Genomic DNA, 20111 nt, shown 5'->3' on the forward strand with positions numbered 1-20111 from the left:
AATGAGTAAACGAGCACTTCTTTTTTATGGTGGTTGGGAAGGTCATGAACCTACGCAAGTTGCTGGATATTTACAAACGGTTTTAACAGAAGAGGGTTTTGAAGTGGAGTTAAGTGACTCACTCAGTGTGCTTGAAGAAGTTGATTTGAGTAGATACGACTTAATTATTCCGAATTGGACTCAGGGAACGATTCCAGATCAGGCCTTACAAGCGTTGATGAAGGCAGTCGAAGGTGGCGTCGGACTAGCTGGTCTTCATGGCGGTATGGGCGACTCCTTTCGAATGTCAACCGATTATCAGTTCATGGTCGGCGGACAGTGGGTTGCTCATCCAGGAAACGATGGGATACGATACACCGTTCATATTATAAATGATACCGATCCACTAACTGACGGAATGTCTGATTTTGAGGTTATTTCAGAACAGTACTATATGCACGTTGATCCGGCCGTGACGATTCATGCAACAACGTCTTTCCCAATCGCCGAAGGGCCACATTCTGGCAACGGACCAATTGATATGCCCGTTGTCTGGACAAAAAAATGGGGCAAGGGCAATGTTTACTACTGTTCGTTAGGTCATGTACTGGAAATTGTTAAGATGCCGGAAGTGACGGAACTGATGCGTAAAGGGATGGTTTGGGCAGCTAGGTCGGAGAAACCGGTAGAGCGGGAGGTCCGATCCTAATGAAAAAACAAGTGCGAATTGGTCTTGTTGGTTATCAATTTATGGGAAAAGCGCATAGCCATGCGTATCGCAGTCTGCCGTTCTTTTTTGATACAGAGGTAGAGCCTGTGCTCGCTGCAATTTGCGGCAGGAATGAGACCGCTGTGAAAGAGGCAGCGAACCAAATGGGATTTGAATCGTATGAAACGGACTGGCGCTCATTAATTGAGCGTGACGATATTGATGTGATTGATATTGTGACGCCAAATAATACTCACGCGGAAATTGCGATTGCAGCAGCCAAGGCAGGAAAGCATGTATTGACAGAAAAACCGCTAGCGATGTCGGTAGAGGAAGCGGAAGAAATGCATGATGCGGTTGTTTCCAATCAGGTGATCCATATGATTTGCCACAATTATCGCTTTGTCCCTGCGCTCACGTATGCAAAAAAGCTGATTGAAGAAGGTAAGCTTGGACAAATCTATCACTTTAGAGCAAACTATTTACAAGATTTTATTATGAGCCCGGAATTTCCACTCATCTGGCGACTAAAAAAAGACGTTGCTGGATCGGGAGCATTAGGTGATCTTGCCGCACATAGCATTGACCTTGCCCACTATTTAGTTGATGATTTAACCGAAATCCAGGCGCTGACAAAAACGTTTATTAAGGAACGGCCTGTTGGAGAAATGTCGGGAGGGCTAAGTGCGACACGAGCTGGTGAGGAGAGAGGATCGGTTACTGTGGATGATGCGGTAGCCATCATTGGCACCTTCGCTAATGGAGCGATGGCAACGTTTGAAGCAACTCGATTTGCAGGCGGCAACCGGAATCGTAATCAAATTGAGATTAACGGGGAATACGGATCAATTCGTTGGAATATGGAGGACATGAACAAGCTTGAGCTGTATCTAGCGGCGGATGCGGAAGGCATGCAGGGCTTTCGAACAATTGATGTAACAGAAGAGTCTCATCCATACATGGACGCCTACTGGGCTGCAGGACATATGATTGGGTATGAGCATACATTCATTCATCTCATCCACGAATTCATGCAGGGGATTGCAACGGGTAAGCAGCCGGAGCCGAATTTCTTTGATGGCCTCAAAAACCAAGCGGTATTAGCTGCGGTTGAGCAAGCTGCAGAAACGGGTCAGAGGCAGGTCGTTGAGCTTCCAGAGATCAAGACTAAATCATCTAAATAGAGTGCAAAAAATGTGAGCGTAGTTGCTCACATTTTTTCTTTTTACACATACAGAGCGACACTCGTGCAGCTTGTTCGTTATAATGGGACAAATGAGAGAAAGAAGTCAAGGAGCGTAGCTATGAAAAAAAGAATTCTAAGTTTTGTTGCCATAACGACCTTAGCAGGGTGCCAAGCTTCATCAACAGAAGAGACGTCGGAATTACTCATTATGGCTGCAGCTAGTTTAAGTGATGCATTAGAAGAGTTAAAAGAAAGCTATGAAGAAGAAACGGGTGTTGAATTGACGATTAATTACGGAGCATCAGGGCAATTAAGGCAGCAAATTCAACAAGGTGCTCCCGCTGATCTGTTTTTATCTGCCTCAACAACGGACATGGAGCAAGTCGAGGAAGAGCTAATTGAATCCACGCCGTTGCTCGAAAATCAGCTTGTTCTAATTACTGTGCCCGAGCTAGCTGATGAAGTACAAGGGTTGGACCAGCTCGTGGCAGTGGACTATCGACATCTCGCAATTGGTCAGCCTGAAACGGTTCCTGCGGGTCGTTATGCCAAACAGGTATTGGAAAACGAAGACTTATGGGACGAAGTAGAAGAACGAATCATTTATGGCAAAGACGTTAGGCAGGTTTTGACGTATGTAGAAACAGGTAATGCCGACGTGGGGCTAGTGTATGCAACGGATGCTCGGAATTCCGCTGATCAGGTTGTTGAAATAACCACGGCTCCAGCAGGCTCCCACGATCCGATTATCTATCCGCTGGGCTTGCTAGAAGCGTCCGAAGAAGCAGAGCATTTCTATCAGTGGCTTCAGCAAGAAGAGGCGCTTACTGTATTTGAACAATACGGATTTCAGCGAGGCCAATAGATGGATGCTTTGTTCTGGATGCCAATTTGGGTCTCGCTCCGCGTTGTTCTTCTAGCAAGCATCTTGTCTTTTGTGCTCGCGCTTGTAGCTGCTTGGTTTTTAAAGAAAAAGTCGTTTAAAGGAAAGGTCTTCATTGAAACAACCTTGATGTTGCCGCTTGTCCTTCCGCCGACGGTAATTGGTTTTGGACTGCTCGTTCTGTTTGGGCGACGAAGCGTGGTTGGTGAATGGTTTGAAGCTTTTTTCGGTCAGCCAATTGTGTTCACCTATGTCGCGGCAGTCATTGCGGCAACGGTAGTCGCTTTTCCGTTAATTTACCAGGTACTAATCAATGGGTTTGAAGCGGTCGACGATGAACTAGAGGAAGCAGCGAGACAGTCGGGAGCAAATGAATGGCGCGTCTTCTATCATGTGACGGTGCCGCTCGCTTGGAGAGCGCTGCTTTCTGGTTACATGCTCGGATTTGCCCGAGCGTTAGGAGAATTCGGGGCAACGCTGATGTTTGCCGGGAGTATTGCCGGGGTGACCCAGACCGTGCCAATCAGTATTTATCTTGCAGTTGAAACAGGCAATACGGTGATGGCTGTTTATTGGGTTCTCTCAATCGTTTTCTTCGCGTTTGTCCTGCTTGCAGTTGTGCAGCGATTGAAACGGACAAACGTATAGCAATGGGTGGAAGTGATGAAACAGGAGCGATTATTCGCGCCTGTTTTTTTGTATGTGCCTACACACGTTCAGTTAGTTGCACAAATGTGCATTCTAGTTTTGAATTTATTCCCATTCGGCCAATCCGATTGACTCTCATTGGTGAAAGCGTTTATATTCATGGTGACAAAAGAACAAAAGTTCAATTGATGCACAAATGTGCAGTTCATAGAGGTGACGAGATGAAGTGGCAGGAGGAGCGACAGCTAGTACTTGTTGCAAAGATGTATTACGAGGAAGCGCTTACGCAAAATGAGATTGCAAAACGGTTGGGTGTCTATCGGACAACGGTAACGCGAATGCTGCAAAAAGCGCGAGACGAAGGAATCGTAAAAATATCAATTGCAAGCACTCATCGTGTTCGCGTTGATTTGGAAACCGATTTATGTAAACGCTTTGGTCTAGAGGAAGTTGTGGTGGTTCCCATCGAGCCCCAAGCTAGTAGAGAGGAACGTTTGGAAGCTCTAGGTCATTCAAGTTCCCTGCTGCTCGACAGTCTTTTAATAGACGGGGACGTTGTCGGGCTAGCTTGGGGAGATACGTTAGGTAGCATGTCAGAAACATTACCTTCACTAAAAAGAAGAGACGCTGTTTTTGTTCCAATCGTTGGAGGACCTGGCAAAATGCATGTGCAGCATCACATTAATACCATCGTTTATAATTTTGCACGAGCCTTTAAAGCAAAATCACAGTATATCGATGCAGCAGCCATCGTTGAGTCGGCCGATGCTCGTAAAGATATAAGTGGATCTGCTTATTTGCAAGATGTCATAAAGCTATGGGATCAAATGACCGTTGCTGTGATTGGAATCGGTGCCTTGTTTCGATCCTCGAACTTGGTTTGGAGCGGGTTTATTGGTGAGGAAGAAAAGCGTTTGCTGGAAGACAAGAAAGTGATTGGCGATATTCTCTCGCGTTTTTATACGATTGATGGGAAAGAAGCAGAATCATCTCTGAGCGAAAGAACAATTGCGATCGAGCTTGAGCGATTAAAACAAAATCGAACAACTATTGCAGTTGCAGAATCCAAAGAAAAAGTCCCGTCCATTATCGGTGCTTTACACGGGGGATATATGACGCATCTGGTGACGGATGAGGAAACAGCAGTTGAATTAATGAATTGGAAGGAGTAGAGAAGATGGCTATTCTTATCGCTGTTGGTTGTTTAGCAGTCGGTTTCTTATTGCAGAGTGTATTAGGATTTTGGCAAATAAAGAACTTTAATGAACGGTACCGGGCAATGCGTGAAGAGGGACAAGTGGCAATTGGACGTTCAAAAGGAATCTTGCGCACCGGTGTTATTTTAATGTTATTAGTCGACCGTAAAGGCAACATCATCCGAGCTGAGCGAATGCAGGGAATGACAATCTTTGCCCGCTTTAAAGAAATTGCTGCTTTAGCAGAGCAACCGTTGTTCTTTATGGATAAACCAGTGGAGGAAAAGCTAGATCCGTTTACAAAGAAAGCGCTTCATGATGCCCGTCATGTATATCGGGTTGTGAAAGCAGGCGGAGAAGTAAAAACACCTAAGGCCCCACTGGCAAAAGTACTTTCTGTGTTTACTAGAAAACGTGAGGTGAATGGATAATGGATTTTCTTGTTACAGCTGCTGAAGGGTTCATTGGTTTATTTGAACAAGGGGCAGAAACGTTTGTAGGGTTAGTGGTTGATATCGTGCCACTCTTAATCATGTTGCTCGTTGCAATGAATGCGGTTATTCATTTTGTGGGACAAGAGCGTATTGAAAAACTGGCAATGAAATCTTCTAAAAACATCTTTACGCGCTATCTCGTCTTACCGGTTATAGGAACGTTCTTTTTCCTAAACCCAATGACATTATCATTAGGCCGTTTCTTACCAGAGCGGTATAAGCCCGGATATTATGCCTCGGCTAGCTATCACTGCCACTCAATGAATGGTTTGTTCCCGCATGTGAATCCAGCCGAATTGTTTGTATTCCTAGGTGTTGCAGCTGGGATTACATCATTAGGTTATTCAACAGCAGAGCTTGCTCTACGCTACTTTCTAGTAGGGGTTGTAATGAACATGATTCGCGGAATGGTAACAGATTGGATGGTTTATTACGTTGAAAAACAACAAAACGTAAAACTGAAAACAACGATGAGCGAGACTGTAGGGGGAACGAGCAATGGCTGAGTATAAAGCAGTTCGTGTACAAAAAGGCTCAGGTGGCTTTGGTGGACCGCTTACGATAAAACCAACGGAAAAAAAGAATAAAATCGTAAACATTACCGGAGGCCCAATTTCAGATGTTGGTGCTGCGCTTGCAGACTTAACTGGAGCAGAGCTCGTTAACGGATTTAAAACGTCTGTGCCTGAAGATGAGATTGCAGCCGTTATTATTGACTGCGGTGGTACACTTCGAGCGGGTTTGTATCCTAAGAAACGAATACCGACAATTAATATTATGGCAACCGGTCAAAGCGGACCAATGGCAAAGTTTATTGTAGAGGATATCTATGTTTCTGGAGTAAAGCCAGGGCTTCTAACGGTAGTAAATGAAGATGGAGAAGCAGCACTTGAGGACGTTCAGCTTAAGGAAACTGGCGCCGAGCAAGCAACTGAAACAGAAAAGAAGAGCACATATGATACAAGTAAAAAAATTACAGATCAAAACGATAACATCATGTCTAAAATTGGCAAGATGATGGGTGGAATCGTGAATGTCTTCTACCAAGCAGGTCGAGACGCAATTGATACCGTTTTAAAAACAATCTTACCCTTTATGGCTTTCGTGTCACTATTGATCGGACTTATTTTGGCATCCGGGATCGGTGATGTCATTGCCAATATCTTGTCACCACTTGGCGGAACGATTTGGGGTCTGTTGATCTTGTCAGCAATTGTTTCTTTTCCGTTGCTGTCCCCGTTTCTCGGCCCAGGAGCTGTTATCGCACAGGTCATTGGGACATTGATTGGTGTTGAAATTGGACGTGGAAACATTCCGCCTCAATTTGCCTTGCCAGCTTTGTTTGCGATTAACGCACAGGCCGCAGCTGACTTTGTGCCAGTTGGATTAGGTTTAGCGGAAGCAGAACCGGAAACGGTTGAAGTCGGAGTTCCTGCTGTTCTGTATGGACGTTTTCTAACAGGTGCACCGACCGTATTTGTCGCTTGGCTTGCCAGCTTTGGAATGTATGACTATTAAAAGACTATTGGAGGAACAACATATGATTTATCAAACAACGGTTACAAAGATGGGCCCGAATGCGGGGGAATTTCTTGAAGAGAATATGATTATTTTGTTTAAAAACAACGCACCAGAAGAGCTTGCTGAGTTCTGTGTTCTGCATGAAGAAAATAAGCTTGAGGGCACCATTCAACCAGGCGACGTGCTGTCGATTGCTGGAACATCATTCACGATTACAGCAGTTGGAGATGCGGTTGATAAAAACCTCCAGTCGCTTGGCCATATTACGATTAAAGCCGATGGAGCTGAAGTAGCAGAACTGCCAGGGACGCTTTCTGTTGAAGCTGGAGATTTTCCACATATTGAAGAAGGACATACCATTACAATTAAAAGGTAGCTAGAGGAGTGGAGAGTATATGAATAATAGAGAGAAAACAGCAATTGTAGCTGGCGGTGCACAGAATTTAGGAGAGCACATTAGTCTGCGTTTAAGCCAAGAGGGATACAAGGTGGTTGTTGCTGATCTACAAGAAGACAAAGCAAAATCAGTCGCAGAAACCATCTCAGCAGAAACAGGTAATCCGACATTAGGATTTGGCTTTAATACAACGAATGAATCAGAAGTAGCTGCATTAATGACAGCAGCTAAAGAAGCGTTTGGATCAATTGACCTGCTTGTCTATAATGCTGGAGTTGCTCGAAGTACGAAGATTGATTCATTTTCTAAAGCTGATTGGGAACTGTCTCTTGATGTAAATTTAACTGGGTATTTTCTTTGTGCCCGAGAGGCGAGTAAATGGATGATTGAGCAAAATAGCGGCAATATTATTCAAATCAACTCGAAGTCAGGTAAAGTAGGAAGCAAGCATAATGCGGCATACTCCGCATCAAAATTTGGAGGAGTGGGCTTGACGCAAAGTCTTGCACTTGATTTAGCGGAACACAATATACGCGTGAACGCCATTATGCCTGGAAACCTTCTTTCTTCACCGATGTTTCAAAGTTTAATACCGTCTTATGCGAAAAAACTTGGTATTGATGAAGGTGAAGTGGAACAAGTTTATACTGATAAAGTACCAATGAAGCGTGGCTGTACGTATGAGGATGTGGCGAACGCGATTGTTTTTTATAGCTCAGAACAAGCTTCTTACATGACGGGACAATCGATTAATGTCACAGGTGGTCAAGTAATGTTCTAAGAAGAGGAGGTAAATGATGTTTAAACTACTGATGGATGACGCAAATGCAAAAACGTACCAATCGTTAGCTGAATGGTTACCTCTCGCAGGAGTGACAACAAATCCAAGCATTCTAGCAAAAAATTCACATGTCTCAGCTGAAAAACAGCTACAGCAGCTAGATGATGTTCTTACGCAAAGCCAATCGCTTCATATCCAACTCATCAGTGAGCGTACTGACGATATGGTTGCTGAAGCTGAACGAATAAAGCAGGCATTTGCGCGTGACGTTATCATTAAAATTCCAGTTTCTACAGCTGGCATGAGTGCCATTACGCGTGTTGCGGAACAAGGTGTAAAAGTAACAGCAACAGGAATTTTTACGGTGCAACAAGCTTTTTGGGCAGCGAAGGCAGGTGCTAGCTTTGTAGCACCGTACGTGAACCGCATTGATCAGCAGCATGGCAATAGTGTTGATGTATTAAAGCGTGTAAGGCAGTTGTTTGATGCAGACGGTCTACCAACCCGTATCCTCGCTGCAAGCTTTAAGAATTTGCGCCAGTTAGAAGAAGCCATGCTTGCAGGGGTTCACGAAGCTACCGTTTCAGCCGATTTATTGGAAAAACTATTAGATCATCATGGAACAGATGAAGCAATTCATCAATTTAAGAGTGATTTCAGTCGAGCATTCGGAGCTGACAAAACGATGTATTCAAATTAACAGGAAGGACTGTGCCCTGCACAGCCCTTTTTTTCATTCACGCCGAAAGTCATACACAACCCGCTCTTCCTCCCCGGTTGCCATCGTTTTAATCGTATAGGCGTTTTGCTGTACCTCTGCTTCGCCTAAGACAATGACGCGGGGGATGTTGTCTTTATTTGCTCGGTCGAGGGCTTTGCTTAATTTGCTTGGCTTCATGTTTAATTCAACGGATAAGCCTTGTTTGCGTAAGTCTTGAGCTAGTAGTAAAGATTGCTTTTCTGTCTGGAGTGGAATAATGCAGATATCGGTCTCACCCTTAACTGGTTTTGTTTGTAAGTCGAGTGCGGCAAAGATTGCATCTAAGCCAAACGAAATGCCAATTGTGCCGAATGCCTGGTCCGCCTCCATTAAGCCGGCAATTGCCTGGTCATAGCGCCCGCCACTGCCGAGGCTTGAGGTGAACGTATTTTTGTTTAAAAAGATTTCGTACACCGTATTTGTGTAAAAATCAAGTCCACGTGCTAGAAACGGGTTAAACAGGCAGGTCGTATCTAGCGATAAATAGCTTAAGTAGGATTGAAGCTCATCAAGTTCAGCCAGGCCTTCACGAATTAGTTCATTCGTTTCGGTAAAGGCAGCAAGCGATTTTGGTGTGCGCTTATCTGCAGCGGTAAGGAACTCGGTAATTTGCACAACTGACGCAGCCGGAAGTCCTTTCTCAAGTAGTTCGTCAGCAACGGCTTTTACGCCAATCTTCTCAAGCTTATCAAGCGTTAAAATAACCGCGCTTGTTTCTTCTGGCTTAATCGAGAAGGAGAGCAGAATACCGGTTAATAGCTTGCGGTTATTGTATTGAATTGTCACATCAAGCCCTAGGCGCGTGCAGGCGTCTTGGGACATTGTCATTAGCTCGGCTTCGGCCATTTGCGAGGACACGCCTACGCAATCAACATCACACTGCGTGAATTCGCGCAGACGACCTTTTTTTATCGGTCCATCACGGAAGACTTTGCCGATTTCATAGCGTTTGAACGGCATGCGGATGGCTGGGTTAAGCGCGATGACTTTAGTGAACGGGACGGTCAGGTCATAGCGCAGGGCAAGATCGCGTTCGCCACGGTCGGAAAGCTGATACATCTCTTCTAGAATTTCTGCGCCGCCCCCGTATTTAGAGGCAAGCAAACTCGTATAGTTTAAAATCGGTGTTTCAAGTGGCTGGTACCCATATTGAATAAAGACATCTTCAAGTGTCCGTCGTACCTTTCTGCGAATGAATTCTCTTTCAGGTAGAAAATCCTCGGTTCCTTTTACATTTTGATAGCGCATCTTTTTCATTTCTAATTCCTCCCAGTTTTTTTGATACAAAAAAATCGCATCGATTAAAGAGTGCTTTAATCAATGCGATTTATGAGAAATAGCCTTCCTATGTCAATTAAAAAATTGAATAGCAAGACTAGTTCAGATGATGTAGTTGGTTCGGTTGTAGTTGGATTGGCATATGCCCACCTCATGTATGGGTAACGAATTTGTTAAACAGTATCATAAGCGATTTCTTATTAATAGACAAGTGCAAATAAAAACACAATGCATCAAGGAGATGCATTGCGCACGGTTGTTAGCGACGTCCGCTAACCATTTGCCACATATCACGACGGTGGTTTTTATTTTGCGGGTCAACACAGCAATTCATTAACCACTGAGCATGCTGGTCACGTTGCTTAGGGGATACAGGTACATTTAAACACTGCGACAATTCATCAATCATCGAGCAGCATTTTCCGTAGTGTTTTAAATCTTGTCGACGTTGACGAAAAAGAATCTGACAAACATTGTGGAAATGTTTTGGATGCTTCATTTTCGAACGAAATGTTTGCATAAGGCGTGGGTCAATAGTAGACATGGGAACTCCTTTCGAACGATCTGTTTTTGAACTAACACGATTGTGTTGCTACACTATATGCCTCGTCTGCTCACATGGACAGGGCATCTTCCTCACTTAGCGTGTATTTGTTTAAATAACGGCTGATAACTAAGAGTGGCCAGCAGTACCGATAGCTGTGGTAGTGAATATAGAACTGACCAGGTAACCCACCTCCAGTCGGGTAGGCGGTACGAATGCCTTCCTCGTCTAGCCAAAGGAGCAGCTGTTTTGCTGCGTATTTCATTTGCTCAGTCGGAAAAGGGTAAAGAGAAACAAGTGCATCCAATGCCCAAGCCGTGTGAACGACGGTTGATGTGTGCAGGGGAATGAAGCGTTTTGCGACATCGCTTTGGCACGACTCGCCCCAGCCCCCGTCCGTGAGGCTGTTTTGTTCAAGCCACTGTCTTGCTTTTTGCATCGATAAATGATCGGCAGAGATGCCAACCGCGTGCATTCCAGTGACGGCAGCCCAAGTTCCATAAAGATAGGCAATACCCCAGCGACCGAGCCAGCTCCCGTCTTTTTGTTGGGTTTCTATTAACCACTGAACGCCTTGTTTAACGCCAGGGTGAGCTGTCGTTAACCGCGCATGGCTGCCGAGAAATTCCAACGTTCGACCGGTTAGATCGGCGGCTGATGGATCAACAATGGTGTCCGATGCATTCTGAAGCGGAATGGGCAAATGAGCAGAGCTGTTTTTCTCAAATGCCGCCCAGCCGCCATCTCGGTTTTGTCTATGCAGGAGCCAATGTAGTCCTTTGCGCCAGGCAATCGCCGCTTGGTGATCTGAAGAAACAAGCGGCGTCAGCACACGAAGTGCAGCCTGTGTGTCATCGACATCGGGGTGAAACGAGTTACTTGTCGAGAATCCCCAGCCACCGCTCTGTTGTTGGCGTTTTAAAATGAAAGTAGCTGAGCGGTTAATTGAGCTGGTGCTTTGTTCAGAATTACGCTCCTGCATCGCATACGTTAGTAAAGCCGTGTCCCAAACCGATGAAGGCGAGTTCTGCAAGTGAACGTCTTGGTTCGTTTGATCAAAAAAAAGATGAGATTTTAAACCGGTTATGGCCTGTTTAATAAGCGGTGCATCTTTGCGATAACCAAGTGCGAGCAGGGCGTAGACCATTAAGAACGTCGCGCTTGCATAGCTATGCAGTGTACCGTCGTCTTCCATATGGTCCAGTAGATAATGCTCTGCTTTTTTAAATGGTTTTGTTGTTGAACTCTTTGAAGCGTATGGTTTTTGCTGCTGCAATTTCTTGTACTTGTTTGTTTGATAGAGATGAAAAAGGGTACAATCAGATGGTAATTTAATTGTATAGCGCGTATGTCCAAGAATTAACAGGGATGCAAAGTGCGTCCGTACATATGAACTAAGCCGTTGAAAGCTAAATGATAGCCAAGCTGGAGCTTTTAGTAAAAATAACGGTAATGGAAAAAAGCTGGGCCATGGGTATAAATGGTACAGGGCAAGCAATGCTTTTGTTGAGACATGTGCCTTTTCCAGACCGCCGTTTTGACGAATAAAGCTCGCAGCAGCTTGAAGCCGTTCATCTTCTTTTTTTAATGCACCAGATACATAAAGTGCTGTATAAGCTTCAATTGTTGAAGACAGATGGCCGTGGTCATCGTCGTACTGTTTCCAATGACCAGCGGTTGATTGAGTACGGATTAAGCGGTGCTGTAACTGCTTTTGCAGTGGTTTGTCCTCATCAAATGCATAAAGCAATAAGAGCATATGGGCATCCGTCATAGCCCCTGATTCAAAGCAGAAATGATAGGACCCATCCTCTTGCTGCATTGAATGCAGTTTTGTTAATAAAGCAGCGTGCTTTAGCGATAGTTGGTGGTTTAGCTCCATAACCCTCCTCCAATAAAGTGATTCGTACAAGCGTGAAACAAACGCTTCTTGCACATCCTATGAACAAAGGGTACTAGCGGACAGGGGTTACACCTATTGGACAGACCTATTTATGAAGGAATAAGGTGATGAACAGAAATGATTTATATTGGTTTTCTTTTATTAGCAGCCGTTACCGTCATAAGTGCGGTAAAGCTTTCTGGATACGCTGAGGTTATTCAATTACGAACAGGGATGACCGGTTTTTTTGTCGGGGCAGTGCTGGTGGCGGGGGCGACGTCGCTTCCAGAGGTTACAACGAGCGTTACCTCAGGGTTAATTCGCAGTCCAGATTTAGCTGTAGGGAATGTGTTAGGAAGCAACTTGTTCAATTTATTCATATTAGCTGTGTTGGATCTGTGGTTTCGGAAAAAAAGAATGTACGTCCACATTTCAGACAAGTCGTTTATGCCAGGACTACTAGGCCTATTATTAGCCATTATTGTTGCTGTGGCATTTTTGATTCAGTCGTCTGCAAACGTATTTGGCGTTGGACTTGATTCTTTATTTATCGTTGCGTTTTACTTTGGTGGTTTGTATTACTTAAATAAGAAAGATAAATTACCAGATGAACCGGTTTCAGAGAAAGAAGTGCAGATGTCGTTGAAAGCAGGCATCACGCGGTTTGCTATTGCCGCTTTACTTATTTTAGCAGCAGGGTCATTTTTGACCATTATTGGGGACCAAATTGCCATTCAAACTGGGCTGGGCCAATCATTTGTAGGAAGTTTGCTCATAGCAGGAGCGACATCCTTACCGGAAGTGTCAGTTGTTTACCTTGCTTTAAAACGTAATCAATTTAATGCGGCTCTTGGCGTTGTGCTTGGCAGCAATATGTTTAACTTAATTCTCCTTGCAGTTGCCGATGGATTTTACAGAGACGCTGTACTGCTCCGAGACGCGAGCCAGATCAATTGGATATCTATCGCTGCGTTAATTTTGTTAACAACGGTAGTGCTCATCGGAACGTGGAAAAACCAAAAAATCAAACGGTTCACTTGGCTGCCGTCGTTGCTTGTTGTCATCGGCTATACAGCAACCATGATTATGCTTTATTTGTTTGGTTCGATTTAATAGGGTTTAGCGAATCAGCTTCTAATGGGGGCTGATCTTGGAGGCTCTTTGTTTCACTTAAAGCGGAAAGGACTGCACCAGTTGCCTGAATCCAGCTACCAACGGCATTCACAAGCTCTTCGTGTCCGTCAATTTCAAAATCAAGGATGGCTGCGAGTGCTTGAATCGAGTTGCCAACGACTTGAAGAAAGTCACCGGACAAGCCGTATAGTGCAGCGATGCTGACGTCTTCCTTTAAATCTTCATTAAAGCAGACGGAACCGCCAACCGCCTGAACTAAGTTTCCTTTTATCGTCAAATTTTGTTCCAAGTCTTCATTAATTGGAAGCACAAGGGCGCCGACAATAATCGTATTACCGCCTGCTTGAATGGCGTTGCCTGCTTGATTAAGCGAGCCTGGTTCATTGCTATCAGCCATTAACCCATTACCGGTTGCTTGCAGGACATTTCCCCATAATCCAAGTGAATCGGTCTGCGCTTCGGTGATTGCTTCTGATGGAGTATCGGCTATGGCAGCAACGATTGTCCCGGCTGCTTGAATCCAAGCACCGGATAAACCTTTAAATGCAGTTGCCATAGTCATCACTCCTTTTCAGATAGGCTGTTGACCATCTTATTCATGAAAAGGGAGTGATGTACGCCTAATCTTTATTAGCTAAATTGGAAAAATAGCGATAAGATTGATAAGATAAATGTAAGCGTTTTATTGATTGATTTTTGTGCAAAGGAGATGGAGTTACATGAACAAAGTAATCGCTTCTACTGCAGATGTGATGGAACATATTTCAAACGGTTCGACGCTAGTTGTTGGTGGATTCGGACTGTGTGGGATTCCAGAACATTTTATTGCAGCGGTAAAGGAAAAAGGCGTAAAGGACTTAACGGTCGTCAGTAACAATTGTGGTGTAGATGATTTTGGACTTGGCTTACTGCTTGAAGACAAGCAAATAAAAAAAATGGTTTCCTCCTATGTCGGAGAAAATAAGCGCTTTGAACAACAGTTTCTAAGTGGAGAACTCGAGGTGGAGCTTGTGCCTCAAGGAACGCTTGCCGAGCGTCTGCGGGCAGGTGGAGCAGGTATTCCCGCTTTTTATACAGCAACAGGTGTAGACACGCCGGTTGCTGAAGGGAAAGAGGAGAAAGAATTTGACGGGAAACGCTATATCATGGAGCGGGGCATTGTTGGGGATGTTGCTCTCGTTAAAGCATGGAAAGCTGATCCGTTTGGAAATCTTGTTTTCCGAAAAACGTCCCGCAACTTCAACCCATTAGCAGCGATGGCTGGAAAGCGAACGATCGTTGAAGTAGAAGAGCTCGTGGAGCTTGGTGAACTTGGACCCGATGAGATTCATCTGTCTGGTGTCTACGTGCAGCATGTGTTTGTTGGAGAGGCATTTGAAAAGCGGATTGAACGACGGACGGTAGCTGAAGTGAAAGGAGGCGCTTAAGATGAAAGAATCAAGACAGCGCATCTTGGCGCGGGCGGTGCAGGAAGTGAAGGACGGAATGTGCGTTAATTTAGGCATCGGTATGCCGACGCTCATCGCCAATATGATTCCAACTGATGTGCATGTTATGCTGCAGTCTGAGAATGGCTTGCTCGGCATTGGTCGCTATCCAACTGAAGAAGAGATTGACCCTGATTTAATTAATGCCGGAAAAGAAACGGTAACGGCAACGACTGGTGCGTCTTACTTTGACAGTGCAGAATCCTTTGCGATGATCCGCGGTGGTCACATTGATTTAGCGATTCTCGGGGGTATGGAAGTTTCCGAAACGGGCGATCTAGCCAACTGGATGATTCCTGGAAAAATGGTCAAGGGCATGGGTGGAGCGATGGACCTCGTCCAAGGTGCTAAAAAGACCGTTGTCATTATGGACCATACGAATAAGCATGGAGAATCCAAAGTAAAAGCGGCCTGTACCTTACCGTTAACAGGAAAAGCGGTCGTGGATTTATTAATTACCGATTTGGCTGTGTTTGAATTTGTTGATGGTCAAATGACGCTTATTGGCCTGCAAGAAGGCGTCTTGCTTGATCAAGTCAAGCAAGCAACTGAGGCCAAGTTTCGTGTTGGGTTAGATGTGTAGCAAAGAGGTGAAAGCCAAAGCAGACTCGTTGTTCTGGCTTTTTTTGCGTTGTTCTGCAGGCATTTGCATTCCAAACATAACCATATTAAGCTAAAAGAAAAGCTCGATCTGAATGAAAGGAAGTGGTCTAGCTGTTTAAACTGCTGTTAATAGAAGACGATCAATCGCTTTTCCAAGAAATGAAACAACAGTTAAATCAGTGGAATTATGCTGTATACGGGATAGATGACTGGAGTAAGGTAATGGAAACCTATGCAAGCACGGCGCCTGATCTTGTTTTAATAGATGTGCAGCTACCGATGTTTGATGGTTTTCATTGGTGTAGAATGATTCGCGCTCATTCTAGTGTTCCAATACTCTTCCTGTCTTCAAGAGACCACCCCACCGACCATGTGATGGCGATGCAGCTTGGGGCAGATGATTTTATCCAAAAACCGTTTCACTTGGATGTTCTTATTGCGAAGATTCAAGCAACGTTAAGGCGGACGTATAACTACAATCAAGCGGATAGCGGCAACATCATTCGAACATGGCAAGGCGCTACGGTCGATGTTGAGCAAAACCTTGTTACGTATAACGAGCAGTCTGTTGAGCTGACTAAAAACGAAATGTTTATCTTAAAACAGCTACTCGAACGAAAAAACAAAATTGTCAGTCGTGATGATTTAATTAAAGAGCTGTGGGATGATAAACGTTTTATTAGTGATAACACATTAACGGTGAATGTGAACCGTCTGCGCAAACAGTTGATGAAGCTCGATCTTGGCCAGTATATTGAAACGAAGGTTGGACAAGGTTATATCGCTGTGGAAGGAGAACACGGATGATCGGTACGTTTTTAAAAGAACGACTGAGTTGGATTGGCTTTGTCTTTTTTATTCACGGAGTTATTTTGCTCGTAGGGTACTTGGATACTACGTTGCCTTTTAGAAGTATTCTCTATCCACTGTTGTTAACGGCGGTTTGTTTCTTGCTGTTTCTTGTTTTTCGCTATCGGAAAGAGACGGCATATTATGAAGCGCTTAAGGATATAAACCAAAGCGACGACTTACTTCAATTACCGCACAGCCATTCGCCGTTCGAGGATATTGTTGCTGGGACCATGTCTGATCAACGGACGGTATTGGTAAAAAGATATATGGAAAAAGAACGTTTAATGGACAATGAGAAGGACGAACTGCTGGCGTGGATTCATGAAGTAAAAACGCCGCTGACAACAATGGGGCTTGTGATTGATCGCCTAGAGGACAGACAGTTGCGAGAAACGATTCATTATGAATGGATGCGAATTCATTTGCTGCTCGATCAACAACTCTACCAAAAACGGATGGCTTTTATTGAAAATGATTTGTTTATAGAGACTGTAGACTTACTTTCATTGCTTCATACAGAAATTAAGTCGTTTCAAACTTGGTGTGTCCAAAAAGGAATTGGCATTCAATTAGACTTGGTCGAGGAAAAGGTGACAAGTGATGCAAAGTGGCTCTCTTTTCTGTTGAGGCAGATTCTATCCAATGCCATTAAGTATAGCAGTCAAGGGGAAATCGTTATTCGCTCATCTGAACTCAATGGGCAGGTAGTCGTAACGATTCAGGATGAGGGAATTGGCATTGAAGCAAAAGATTTAATCCGGATTAAGGAAAAAGGCTTTACCTCAACAACCCATCATCAAGAACAAGCAGCAAGTGGAATGGGTTTGTATTTGGCGGATAAGGTGGCTGAAGCTTTGCATATGGAGCTGCTCATTGAGTCTGAAGTTAAACGGGGAACAACGATAACGCTTGTTTTCCCGAATCGCAATTCGTTTAGTTCTGTACAAAGCATGTGACAAAGATGTCACATGCTTTGCCGTTTTGTTCGCACAATAGAAGGAGATTGACGAGGAGCACTCTTATACTTGTTGTAAGGAACAATAAACAGGAAGCAGGACTTAAGAGGAGTGGGAAATTATGATTTTACAGGCAAACAAGCTTCGAAAAGCTTACGGAAACAAGTGGAACAAACAAGAAGTGTTAAAAGGAATTGATTTGTTAATTGACCGGGCTGATTTTGTCAGCATTATGGGTGCTTCTGGTTCAGGAAAAACAACGTTGCTAAACGTGTTATCAACGATTGATCATGTAAGCAGTGGATCAATCATTATTAACGAGATGGAGCTTACAAGTTTAAAAGAAAAGCAACTAGCTGAATTTCGCAAAAAAGAACTTGGCTTTATTTTTCAAGAGTACAATCTGCTCGACTCCCTTACCGTGAAAGAAAACATTGTGCTGCCATTAACAATCCAGAAAGTGAGCAAGAAAGAGGCTCATGCCCGCTTTGAAACCATTGCCACCCAGCTGGGCATTGTTGAACTAGCAAATAAATACCCGAATGAATTGTCAGGAGGTCAGAAGCAGCGAACGTCGGCAGCGCGAGCATTTATTCATGAGCCGAGCTTAATCTTTGCAGATGAACCGACGGGGGCTTTGGATTCGAAAAGCGCATCAAGCTTACTAGAAACATTAAGTCAATTGAACAAAGAGCGTCAGGCGACGATCATGATGGTTACGCATGACCCAGCGGCTGCCAGCTACAGCAGTAGCGTTGTATTTATTAAAGATGGACAGATTTATACCCGCTTAACGAGGGGAACTCAGTCTCGCCAAGAGTTTTTCAAAGACATCATGAAAACACAAGCGGTTTTAGGTGGCGTTCACCAATGAATCAATCACTCGCTTTAAAAAATGTAAAGAAGCAGGGAAAAAATTATTTTATCTATTTATTTGCACTCGTATTAAGCGTAGCGCTCTACTTCTCCTTCTTAACGCTGCGTCATAACCCGGTAATGAGAGTCGTAGAAGAGCGGATGAGCGCGACTCCAGCTATTACGGCAGGATCAGTGATGCTGTTCTTCATACTCGCATTCTTTCTGTTGTATGCGAACAATCTAATCATGAAGCGGAGAAGTCAGGAGTTTGGCTTACTCCAGCTGATCGGTATGACTAAGCAAGAAGTGACAAAAGTGGTTCGAGTGGAAAGTGCGATTCTCTATGTAATAGCCCTTGTAGCTGGTACGATCTTTGGTTATTTAATCTCAAAATTAATGACCATGTTATTGTTGCTGATTATTGGAATAGAAGAAGAGGTAACGCTCTATTTCTCGTTAATCGCACTCTGGCAAACGGTTGTTGTTTTTCTAATTATTTACGTGCTAGTTATGATTGCGAACAGTTTATTTATACGAAAACGAAGCATTCTCAATCTGATTCAGTTTCGTAAACAAACGGAAAACCGGGCGCGCAAGTTAACCATTTGGGAAATAATCATTGGCTTGTTTGGTCTTGGACTCATTGGAGCGGGCTATTTTATTTCTTCAGTTATGTTCAGTGAATCGTTTATGAGTTCGACGTCTCAGTATCTTGGGGTCTTTGCCATGCTCCTAACGATGCTGTTTGTATTAGGATCTGTTATTGTTGGAACGTATTTATTCTACAGAGGATCCGTTTCATTTATTGCTAAGCTGATTCGAAAAAAACAGGCTGGCTACATGCCGGTAAAGCAAGTGCTTTCCTTGTCTTCAATTATGTTTAATATGAAATCAAGCTCCCTTCTCCTAACGATCATTACAACGATCTCTGCTCTAGCGATCGGTCTGCTGTCACTGAGCTATATCGGCTATTACTCGGCTGAGGAATCGGCGAAACAGTATGTACCGCACCATTTTTCTTTTGCAGATGAAGAAGAGCGAAACGCGCTGCAGACTGGATTAGACGAAGAAGGAATTTCTTATCAATCGCATGATTTAGAAGTGATTGAGCTGAATCTCGATCTCTCCGACGTCCTTGTTGATGAAGGCAATCAGTTTTTTGGCGACTACGAGAATACGGTCACACCAGTTGTTAGCGATAGCCACCATCTGGCTGAAGACGTTGAGCCAGGCTCAGCTTATTTAACAGGTATGAATGCCGTTCTCGGATCGATGCTGACGTTCCAGGATGAAGGTACAGTGCGATTCACGGTTGAAAACGAACAAATTGAGCTCGACTATACAGGTTTGAAGGATGAGGGACTTGTATCCTATACATTTGCAAGCGGAGGATTGCCAATTCTCGTTGTAGACAACGGGCTTTTCCAAGAGCTATTAGCGGAAGTTGAGACGCCGCAGGTCGATTATGCGATTCAACTGAGTGATGAACAAGATCTTTCACAAGCGACTGCGTTATTCGCTGAATTAGGTCCGTATGAAAGTATGGCTAACTCACAGTTAGAATACTTTACAGATCAAAAAGAAACCATTGGTCTGCTGATGTTTGTTGTTGGCTTTTTAGGCTTGGCCTTCCTCTTTACGTCTGGCTGCATCTTATATATTAAACAAATGGATGAAAGTGAGGCGGATCAGCCTGACTATACGATTCTTCGTAAGCTTGGCTTCTCTCAAATGGACTTGTTAAAAGGGATTCAAGTGCGTCAATTGTACAACTTTGGGATACCGCTCATAATTGGACTGTTGCATAGCTACTTTGCCGTTCGTTCTGGCTGGTTTTTCTTTGGAGCGGAGATGCACATTCCAATGCTGATTGTGATGGGATTATATACGGCGCTTTATTCTGTCTTTGCGATTCTGTCAGTTGCTCATTCCAAAAAAATTATTCGAGAATCGTTGTGATAAC

The 20111-nt window shown here is 44.1% G+C and carries 22 protein-coding genes; 18 read left to right on the forward strand and 4 right to left on the reverse strand.

The genetic code is table 11. The features are described 5' to 3' along the window. The first annotated feature begins 1 nt into the window (after position 1). The 11 genes from JOC54_RS14265 to JOC54_RS14315 all read left to right on the forward strand — a co-directional run bounded on the left by JOC54_RS14265 (position 2) and on the right by JOC54_RS14315 (position 8494). The gene (locus tag JOC54_RS14265; RefSeq protein WP_035419495.1) at positions 2–688 is read left to right on the forward strand and encodes a ThuA domain-containing protein; all 687 of its coding nucleotides are present in this window, start codon (positions 2–4) and stop codon (positions 686–688) included. After that, positions 688–1872, forward strand: coding sequence for a Gfo/Idh/MocA family protein (locus JOC54_RS14270; protein WP_204466858.1), 1185 nt, complete (start codon positions 688–690; stop codon positions 1870–1872). The genes JOC54_RS14265 and JOC54_RS14270 overlap by 1 nt, the downstream gene beginning before the upstream one ends. A 120-nt stretch (positions 1873–1992) precedes the next feature. Next, positions 1993–2739 carry a molybdate ABC transporter substrate-binding protein gene (gene modA, locus JOC54_RS14275; protein ID WP_204466859.1) on the forward strand — a complete coding sequence of 249 codons (747 nt, stop codon included), beginning with the start codon at positions 1993–1995 and terminating at the stop codon, positions 2737–2739. Continuing rightward, a complete protein-coding gene (gene modB / locus JOC54_RS14280; RefSeq protein WP_204466860.1) occupies positions 2740–3405 on the forward strand; it encodes a molybdate ABC transporter permease subunit in 666 nt (221 codons plus the stop codon). It abuts the gene before it with no gap. Next, on the forward strand, positions 3330–4577 hold the full coding sequence (locus JOC54_RS14285) for a sugar-binding transcriptional regulator (protein ID WP_204466861.1): 1248 nt from the start codon (positions 3330–3332) through the stop codon (positions 4575–4577). The genes modB and JOC54_RS14285 overlap by 76 nt, the downstream gene beginning before the upstream one ends. 5 nt (positions 4578–4582) lie before the next feature. Continuing rightward, positions 4583–5032 (forward strand): transcriptional regulator GutM, encoded by a 450-nt coding sequence (locus tag JOC54_RS14290; protein ID WP_051991464.1) that lies wholly within the window; start codon positions 4583–4585, stop codon positions 5030–5032. Beyond that, the gene (gene srlA, locus JOC54_RS14295) at positions 5032–5601 is read left to right on the forward strand and encodes a PTS glucitol/sorbitol transporter subunit IIC (RefSeq protein ID WP_239586740.1); all 570 of its coding nucleotides are present in this window, start codon (positions 5032–5034) and stop codon (positions 5599–5601) included. Before JOC54_RS14290 ends, srlA begins: the two co-directional genes overlap by 1 nt. Beyond that, positions 5594–6613 carry a PTS glucitol/sorbitol transporter subunit IIB gene (gene srlE / locus JOC54_RS14300; protein ID WP_204466862.1) on the forward strand — a complete coding sequence of 340 codons (1020 nt, stop codon included), beginning with the start codon at positions 5594–5596 and terminating at the stop codon, positions 6611–6613. The genes srlA and srlE overlap by 8 nt, the downstream gene beginning before the upstream one ends. 22 nt (positions 6614–6635) lie before the next feature. After that, positions 6636–6992: a PTS glucitol/sorbitol transporter subunit IIA gene (locus tag JOC54_RS14305; RefSeq protein WP_204466863.1), complete on the forward strand. Its 357-nt coding sequence runs from the start codon at positions 6636–6638 to the stop codon at positions 6990–6992. Between the two features lie 19 nt (positions 6993–7011). Beyond that, the gene (srlD, locus tag JOC54_RS14310) at positions 7012–7794 is read left to right on the forward strand and encodes a sorbitol-6-phosphate dehydrogenase (protein ID WP_204466864.1); all 783 of its coding nucleotides are present in this window, start codon (positions 7012–7014) and stop codon (positions 7792–7794) included. 16 nt (positions 7795–7810) lie between these two features. Beyond that, positions 7811–8494 carry a transaldolase family protein gene (locus tag JOC54_RS14315; RefSeq protein WP_204466865.1) on the forward strand — a complete coding sequence of 228 codons (684 nt, stop codon included), beginning with the start codon at positions 7811–7813 and terminating at the stop codon, positions 8492–8494. 33 nt (positions 8495–8527) lie between these two features. On the opposite strand, the gene JOC54_RS14320 is transcribed toward JOC54_RS14315, so the two are convergent. From JOC54_RS14320 to JOC54_RS14330, 3 genes are all read right to left on the reverse strand, one after another. After that, complete coding sequence (locus JOC54_RS14320) at positions 8528–9802, reverse strand: histidine--tRNA ligase (RefSeq protein WP_437183549.1); 1275 nt, start codon at positions 9800–9802, stop codon at positions 8528–8530. 289 nt (positions 9803–10091) lie between these two features. Then, a complete protein-coding gene (locus JOC54_RS14325; protein ID WP_035419506.1) occupies positions 10092–10376 on the reverse strand; it encodes a hypothetical protein in 285 nt (94 codons plus the stop codon). Between the two features lie 70 nt (positions 10377–10446). Next, positions 10447–12258 (reverse strand): prenyltransferase/squalene oxidase repeat-containing protein, encoded by a 1812-nt coding sequence (locus tag JOC54_RS14330; RefSeq protein WP_204466867.1) that lies wholly within the window; start codon positions 12256–12258, stop codon positions 10447–10449. 138 nt (positions 12259–12396) lie between these two features. On the opposite strand from JOC54_RS14330, the gene JOC54_RS14335 reads away from it, so the two are divergent. Then, positions 12397–13371 (forward strand): sodium:calcium antiporter, encoded by a 975-nt coding sequence (locus JOC54_RS14335; RefSeq protein WP_204466868.1) that lies wholly within the window; start codon positions 12397–12399, stop codon positions 13369–13371. On the opposite strand, the gene JOC54_RS14340 is transcribed toward JOC54_RS14335, so the two are convergent. Then, positions 13343–13948, reverse strand: coding sequence for a DUF6944 family repetitive protein (locus JOC54_RS14340; RefSeq protein ID WP_204466869.1), 606 nt, complete (start codon positions 13946–13948; stop codon positions 13343–13345). The genes JOC54_RS14335 and JOC54_RS14340 overlap by 29 nt on opposite strands. A 163-nt stretch (positions 13949–14111) precedes the next feature. Between JOC54_RS14340 and JOC54_RS14345 the strand changes: the two genes are divergently transcribed. The 6 genes from JOC54_RS14345 to JOC54_RS14370 all read left to right on the forward strand — a co-directional run bounded on the left by JOC54_RS14345 (position 14112) and on the right by JOC54_RS14370 (position 20107). Continuing rightward, complete coding sequence (locus JOC54_RS14345) at positions 14112–14819, forward strand: CoA transferase subunit A (protein WP_035421132.1); 708 nt, start codon at positions 14112–14114, stop codon at positions 14817–14819. Position 14820: 1 nt separating this feature from the next. Further along, positions 14821–15462 carry a 3-oxoacid CoA-transferase subunit B gene (locus tag JOC54_RS14350; RefSeq protein WP_204466870.1) on the forward strand — a complete coding sequence of 214 codons (642 nt, stop codon included), beginning with the start codon at positions 14821–14823 and terminating at the stop codon, positions 15460–15462. Positions 15463–15593: 131 nt separating this feature from the next. Continuing rightward, entirely contained in the window at positions 15594–16289 is a 696-nt protein-coding gene (locus tag JOC54_RS14355) for a response regulator transcription factor (RefSeq protein ID WP_035421133.1), read from the forward strand. Continuing rightward, positions 16286–17290: a sensor histidine kinase gene (locus JOC54_RS14360; protein ID WP_204466871.1), complete on the forward strand. Its 1005-nt coding sequence runs from the start codon at positions 16286–16288 to the stop codon at positions 17288–17290. Before JOC54_RS14355 ends, JOC54_RS14360 begins: the two co-directional genes overlap by 4 nt. 118 nt (positions 17291–17408) lie before the next feature. Next, positions 17409–18164 (forward strand): ABC transporter ATP-binding protein, encoded by a 756-nt coding sequence (locus tag JOC54_RS14365; RefSeq protein ID WP_035421134.1) that lies wholly within the window; start codon positions 17409–17411, stop codon positions 18162–18164. Beyond that, on the forward strand, positions 18161–20107 hold the full coding sequence (locus JOC54_RS14370) for an FtsX-like permease family protein (protein WP_204466872.1): 1947 nt from the start codon (positions 18161–18163) through the stop codon (positions 20105–20107). The genes JOC54_RS14365 and JOC54_RS14370 overlap by 4 nt, the downstream gene beginning before the upstream one ends. The last annotated feature ends 4 nt before the right edge of the window (positions 20108–20111 follow it).

It is taken from the genome of Shouchella xiaoxiensis (genome assembly GCF_016907895.1).
In the GTDB taxonomy this organism is placed as follows: domain Bacteria; phylum Bacillota; class Bacilli; order Bacillales; family Bacillaceae_D; genus Shouchella; species Shouchella xiaoxiensis.

Bases quoted from the DNA above. Each gene is read 5' to 3' on its own strand.
- JOC54_RS14330 (WP_204466867.1), bottom strand. From the start codon at position 12,258: ATGGAGCTAAACCACCAACTATCGCTAAAGCACGCTGCTTTATTAACA.
- JOC54_RS14270 (WP_204466858.1), top strand. From the start codon at position 688: ATGAAAAAACAAGTGCGAATTGGTCTTGTTGGTTATCAATTTATGGGA.
- modA (WP_204466859.1), top strand. From the start codon at position 1,993: ATGAAAAAAAGAATTCTAAGTTTTGTTGCCATAACGACCTTAGCAGGG.
- modB (WP_204466860.1), top strand. From the start codon at position 2,740: ATGGATGCTTTGTTCTGGATGCCAATTTGGGTCTCGCTCCGCGTTGTT.
- JOC54_RS14360 (WP_204466871.1), top strand. From the start codon at position 16,286: ATGATCGGTACGTTTTTAAAAGAACGACTGAGTTGGATTGGCTTTGTC.
- JOC54_RS14265 (WP_035419495.1), top strand. From the start codon at position 2: ATGAGTAAACGAGCACTTCTTTTTTATGGTGGTTGGGAAGGTCATGAA.
- JOC54_RS14325 (WP_035419506.1), bottom strand. From the start codon at position 10,376: ATGTCTACTATTGACCCACGCCTTATGCAAACATTTCGTTCGAAAATG.
- JOC54_RS14350 (WP_204466870.1), top strand. From the start codon at position 14,821: ATGAAAGAATCAAGACAGCGCATCTTGGCGCGGGCGGTGCAGGAAGTG.
- JOC54_RS14345 (WP_035421132.1), top strand. From the start codon at position 14,112: ATGAACAAAGTAATCGCTTCTACTGCAGATGTGATGGAACATATTTCA.
- srlA (WP_239586740.1), top strand. From the start codon at position 5,032: ATGGATTTTCTTGTTACAGCTGCTGAAGGGTTCATTGGTTTATTTGAA.
- srlD (WP_204466864.1), top strand. From the start codon at position 7,012: ATGAATAATAGAGAGAAAACAGCAATTGTAGCTGGCGGTGCACAGAAT.
- srlE (WP_204466862.1), top strand. From the start codon at position 5,594: ATGGCTGAGTATAAAGCAGTTCGTGTACAAAAAGGCTCAGGTGGCTTT.
- JOC54_RS14335 (WP_204466868.1), top strand. From the start codon at position 12,397: ATGATTTATATTGGTTTTCTTTTATTAGCAGCCGTTACCGTCATAAGT.
- JOC54_RS14340 (WP_204466869.1), bottom strand. From the start codon at position 13,948: ATGGCAACTGCATTTAAAGGTTTATCCGGTGCTTGGATTCAAGCAGCC.
- JOC54_RS14305 (WP_204466863.1), top strand. From the start codon at position 6,636: ATGATTTATCAAACAACGGTTACAAAGATGGGCCCGAATGCGGGGGAA.
- JOC54_RS14320 (WP_437183549.1), bottom strand. From the start codon at position 9,802: ATGCGCTATCAAAATGTAAAAGGAACCGAGGATTTTCTACCTGAAAGA.
- JOC54_RS14315 (WP_204466865.1), top strand. From the start codon at position 7,811: ATGTTTAAACTACTGATGGATGACGCAAATGCAAAAACGTACCAATCG.
- JOC54_RS14290 (WP_051991464.1), top strand. From the start codon at position 4,583: ATGGCTATTCTTATCGCTGTTGGTTGTTTAGCAGTCGGTTTCTTATTG.
- JOC54_RS14370 (WP_204466872.1), top strand. From the start codon at position 18,161: ATGAATCAATCACTCGCTTTAAAAAATGTAAAGAAGCAGGGAAAAAAT.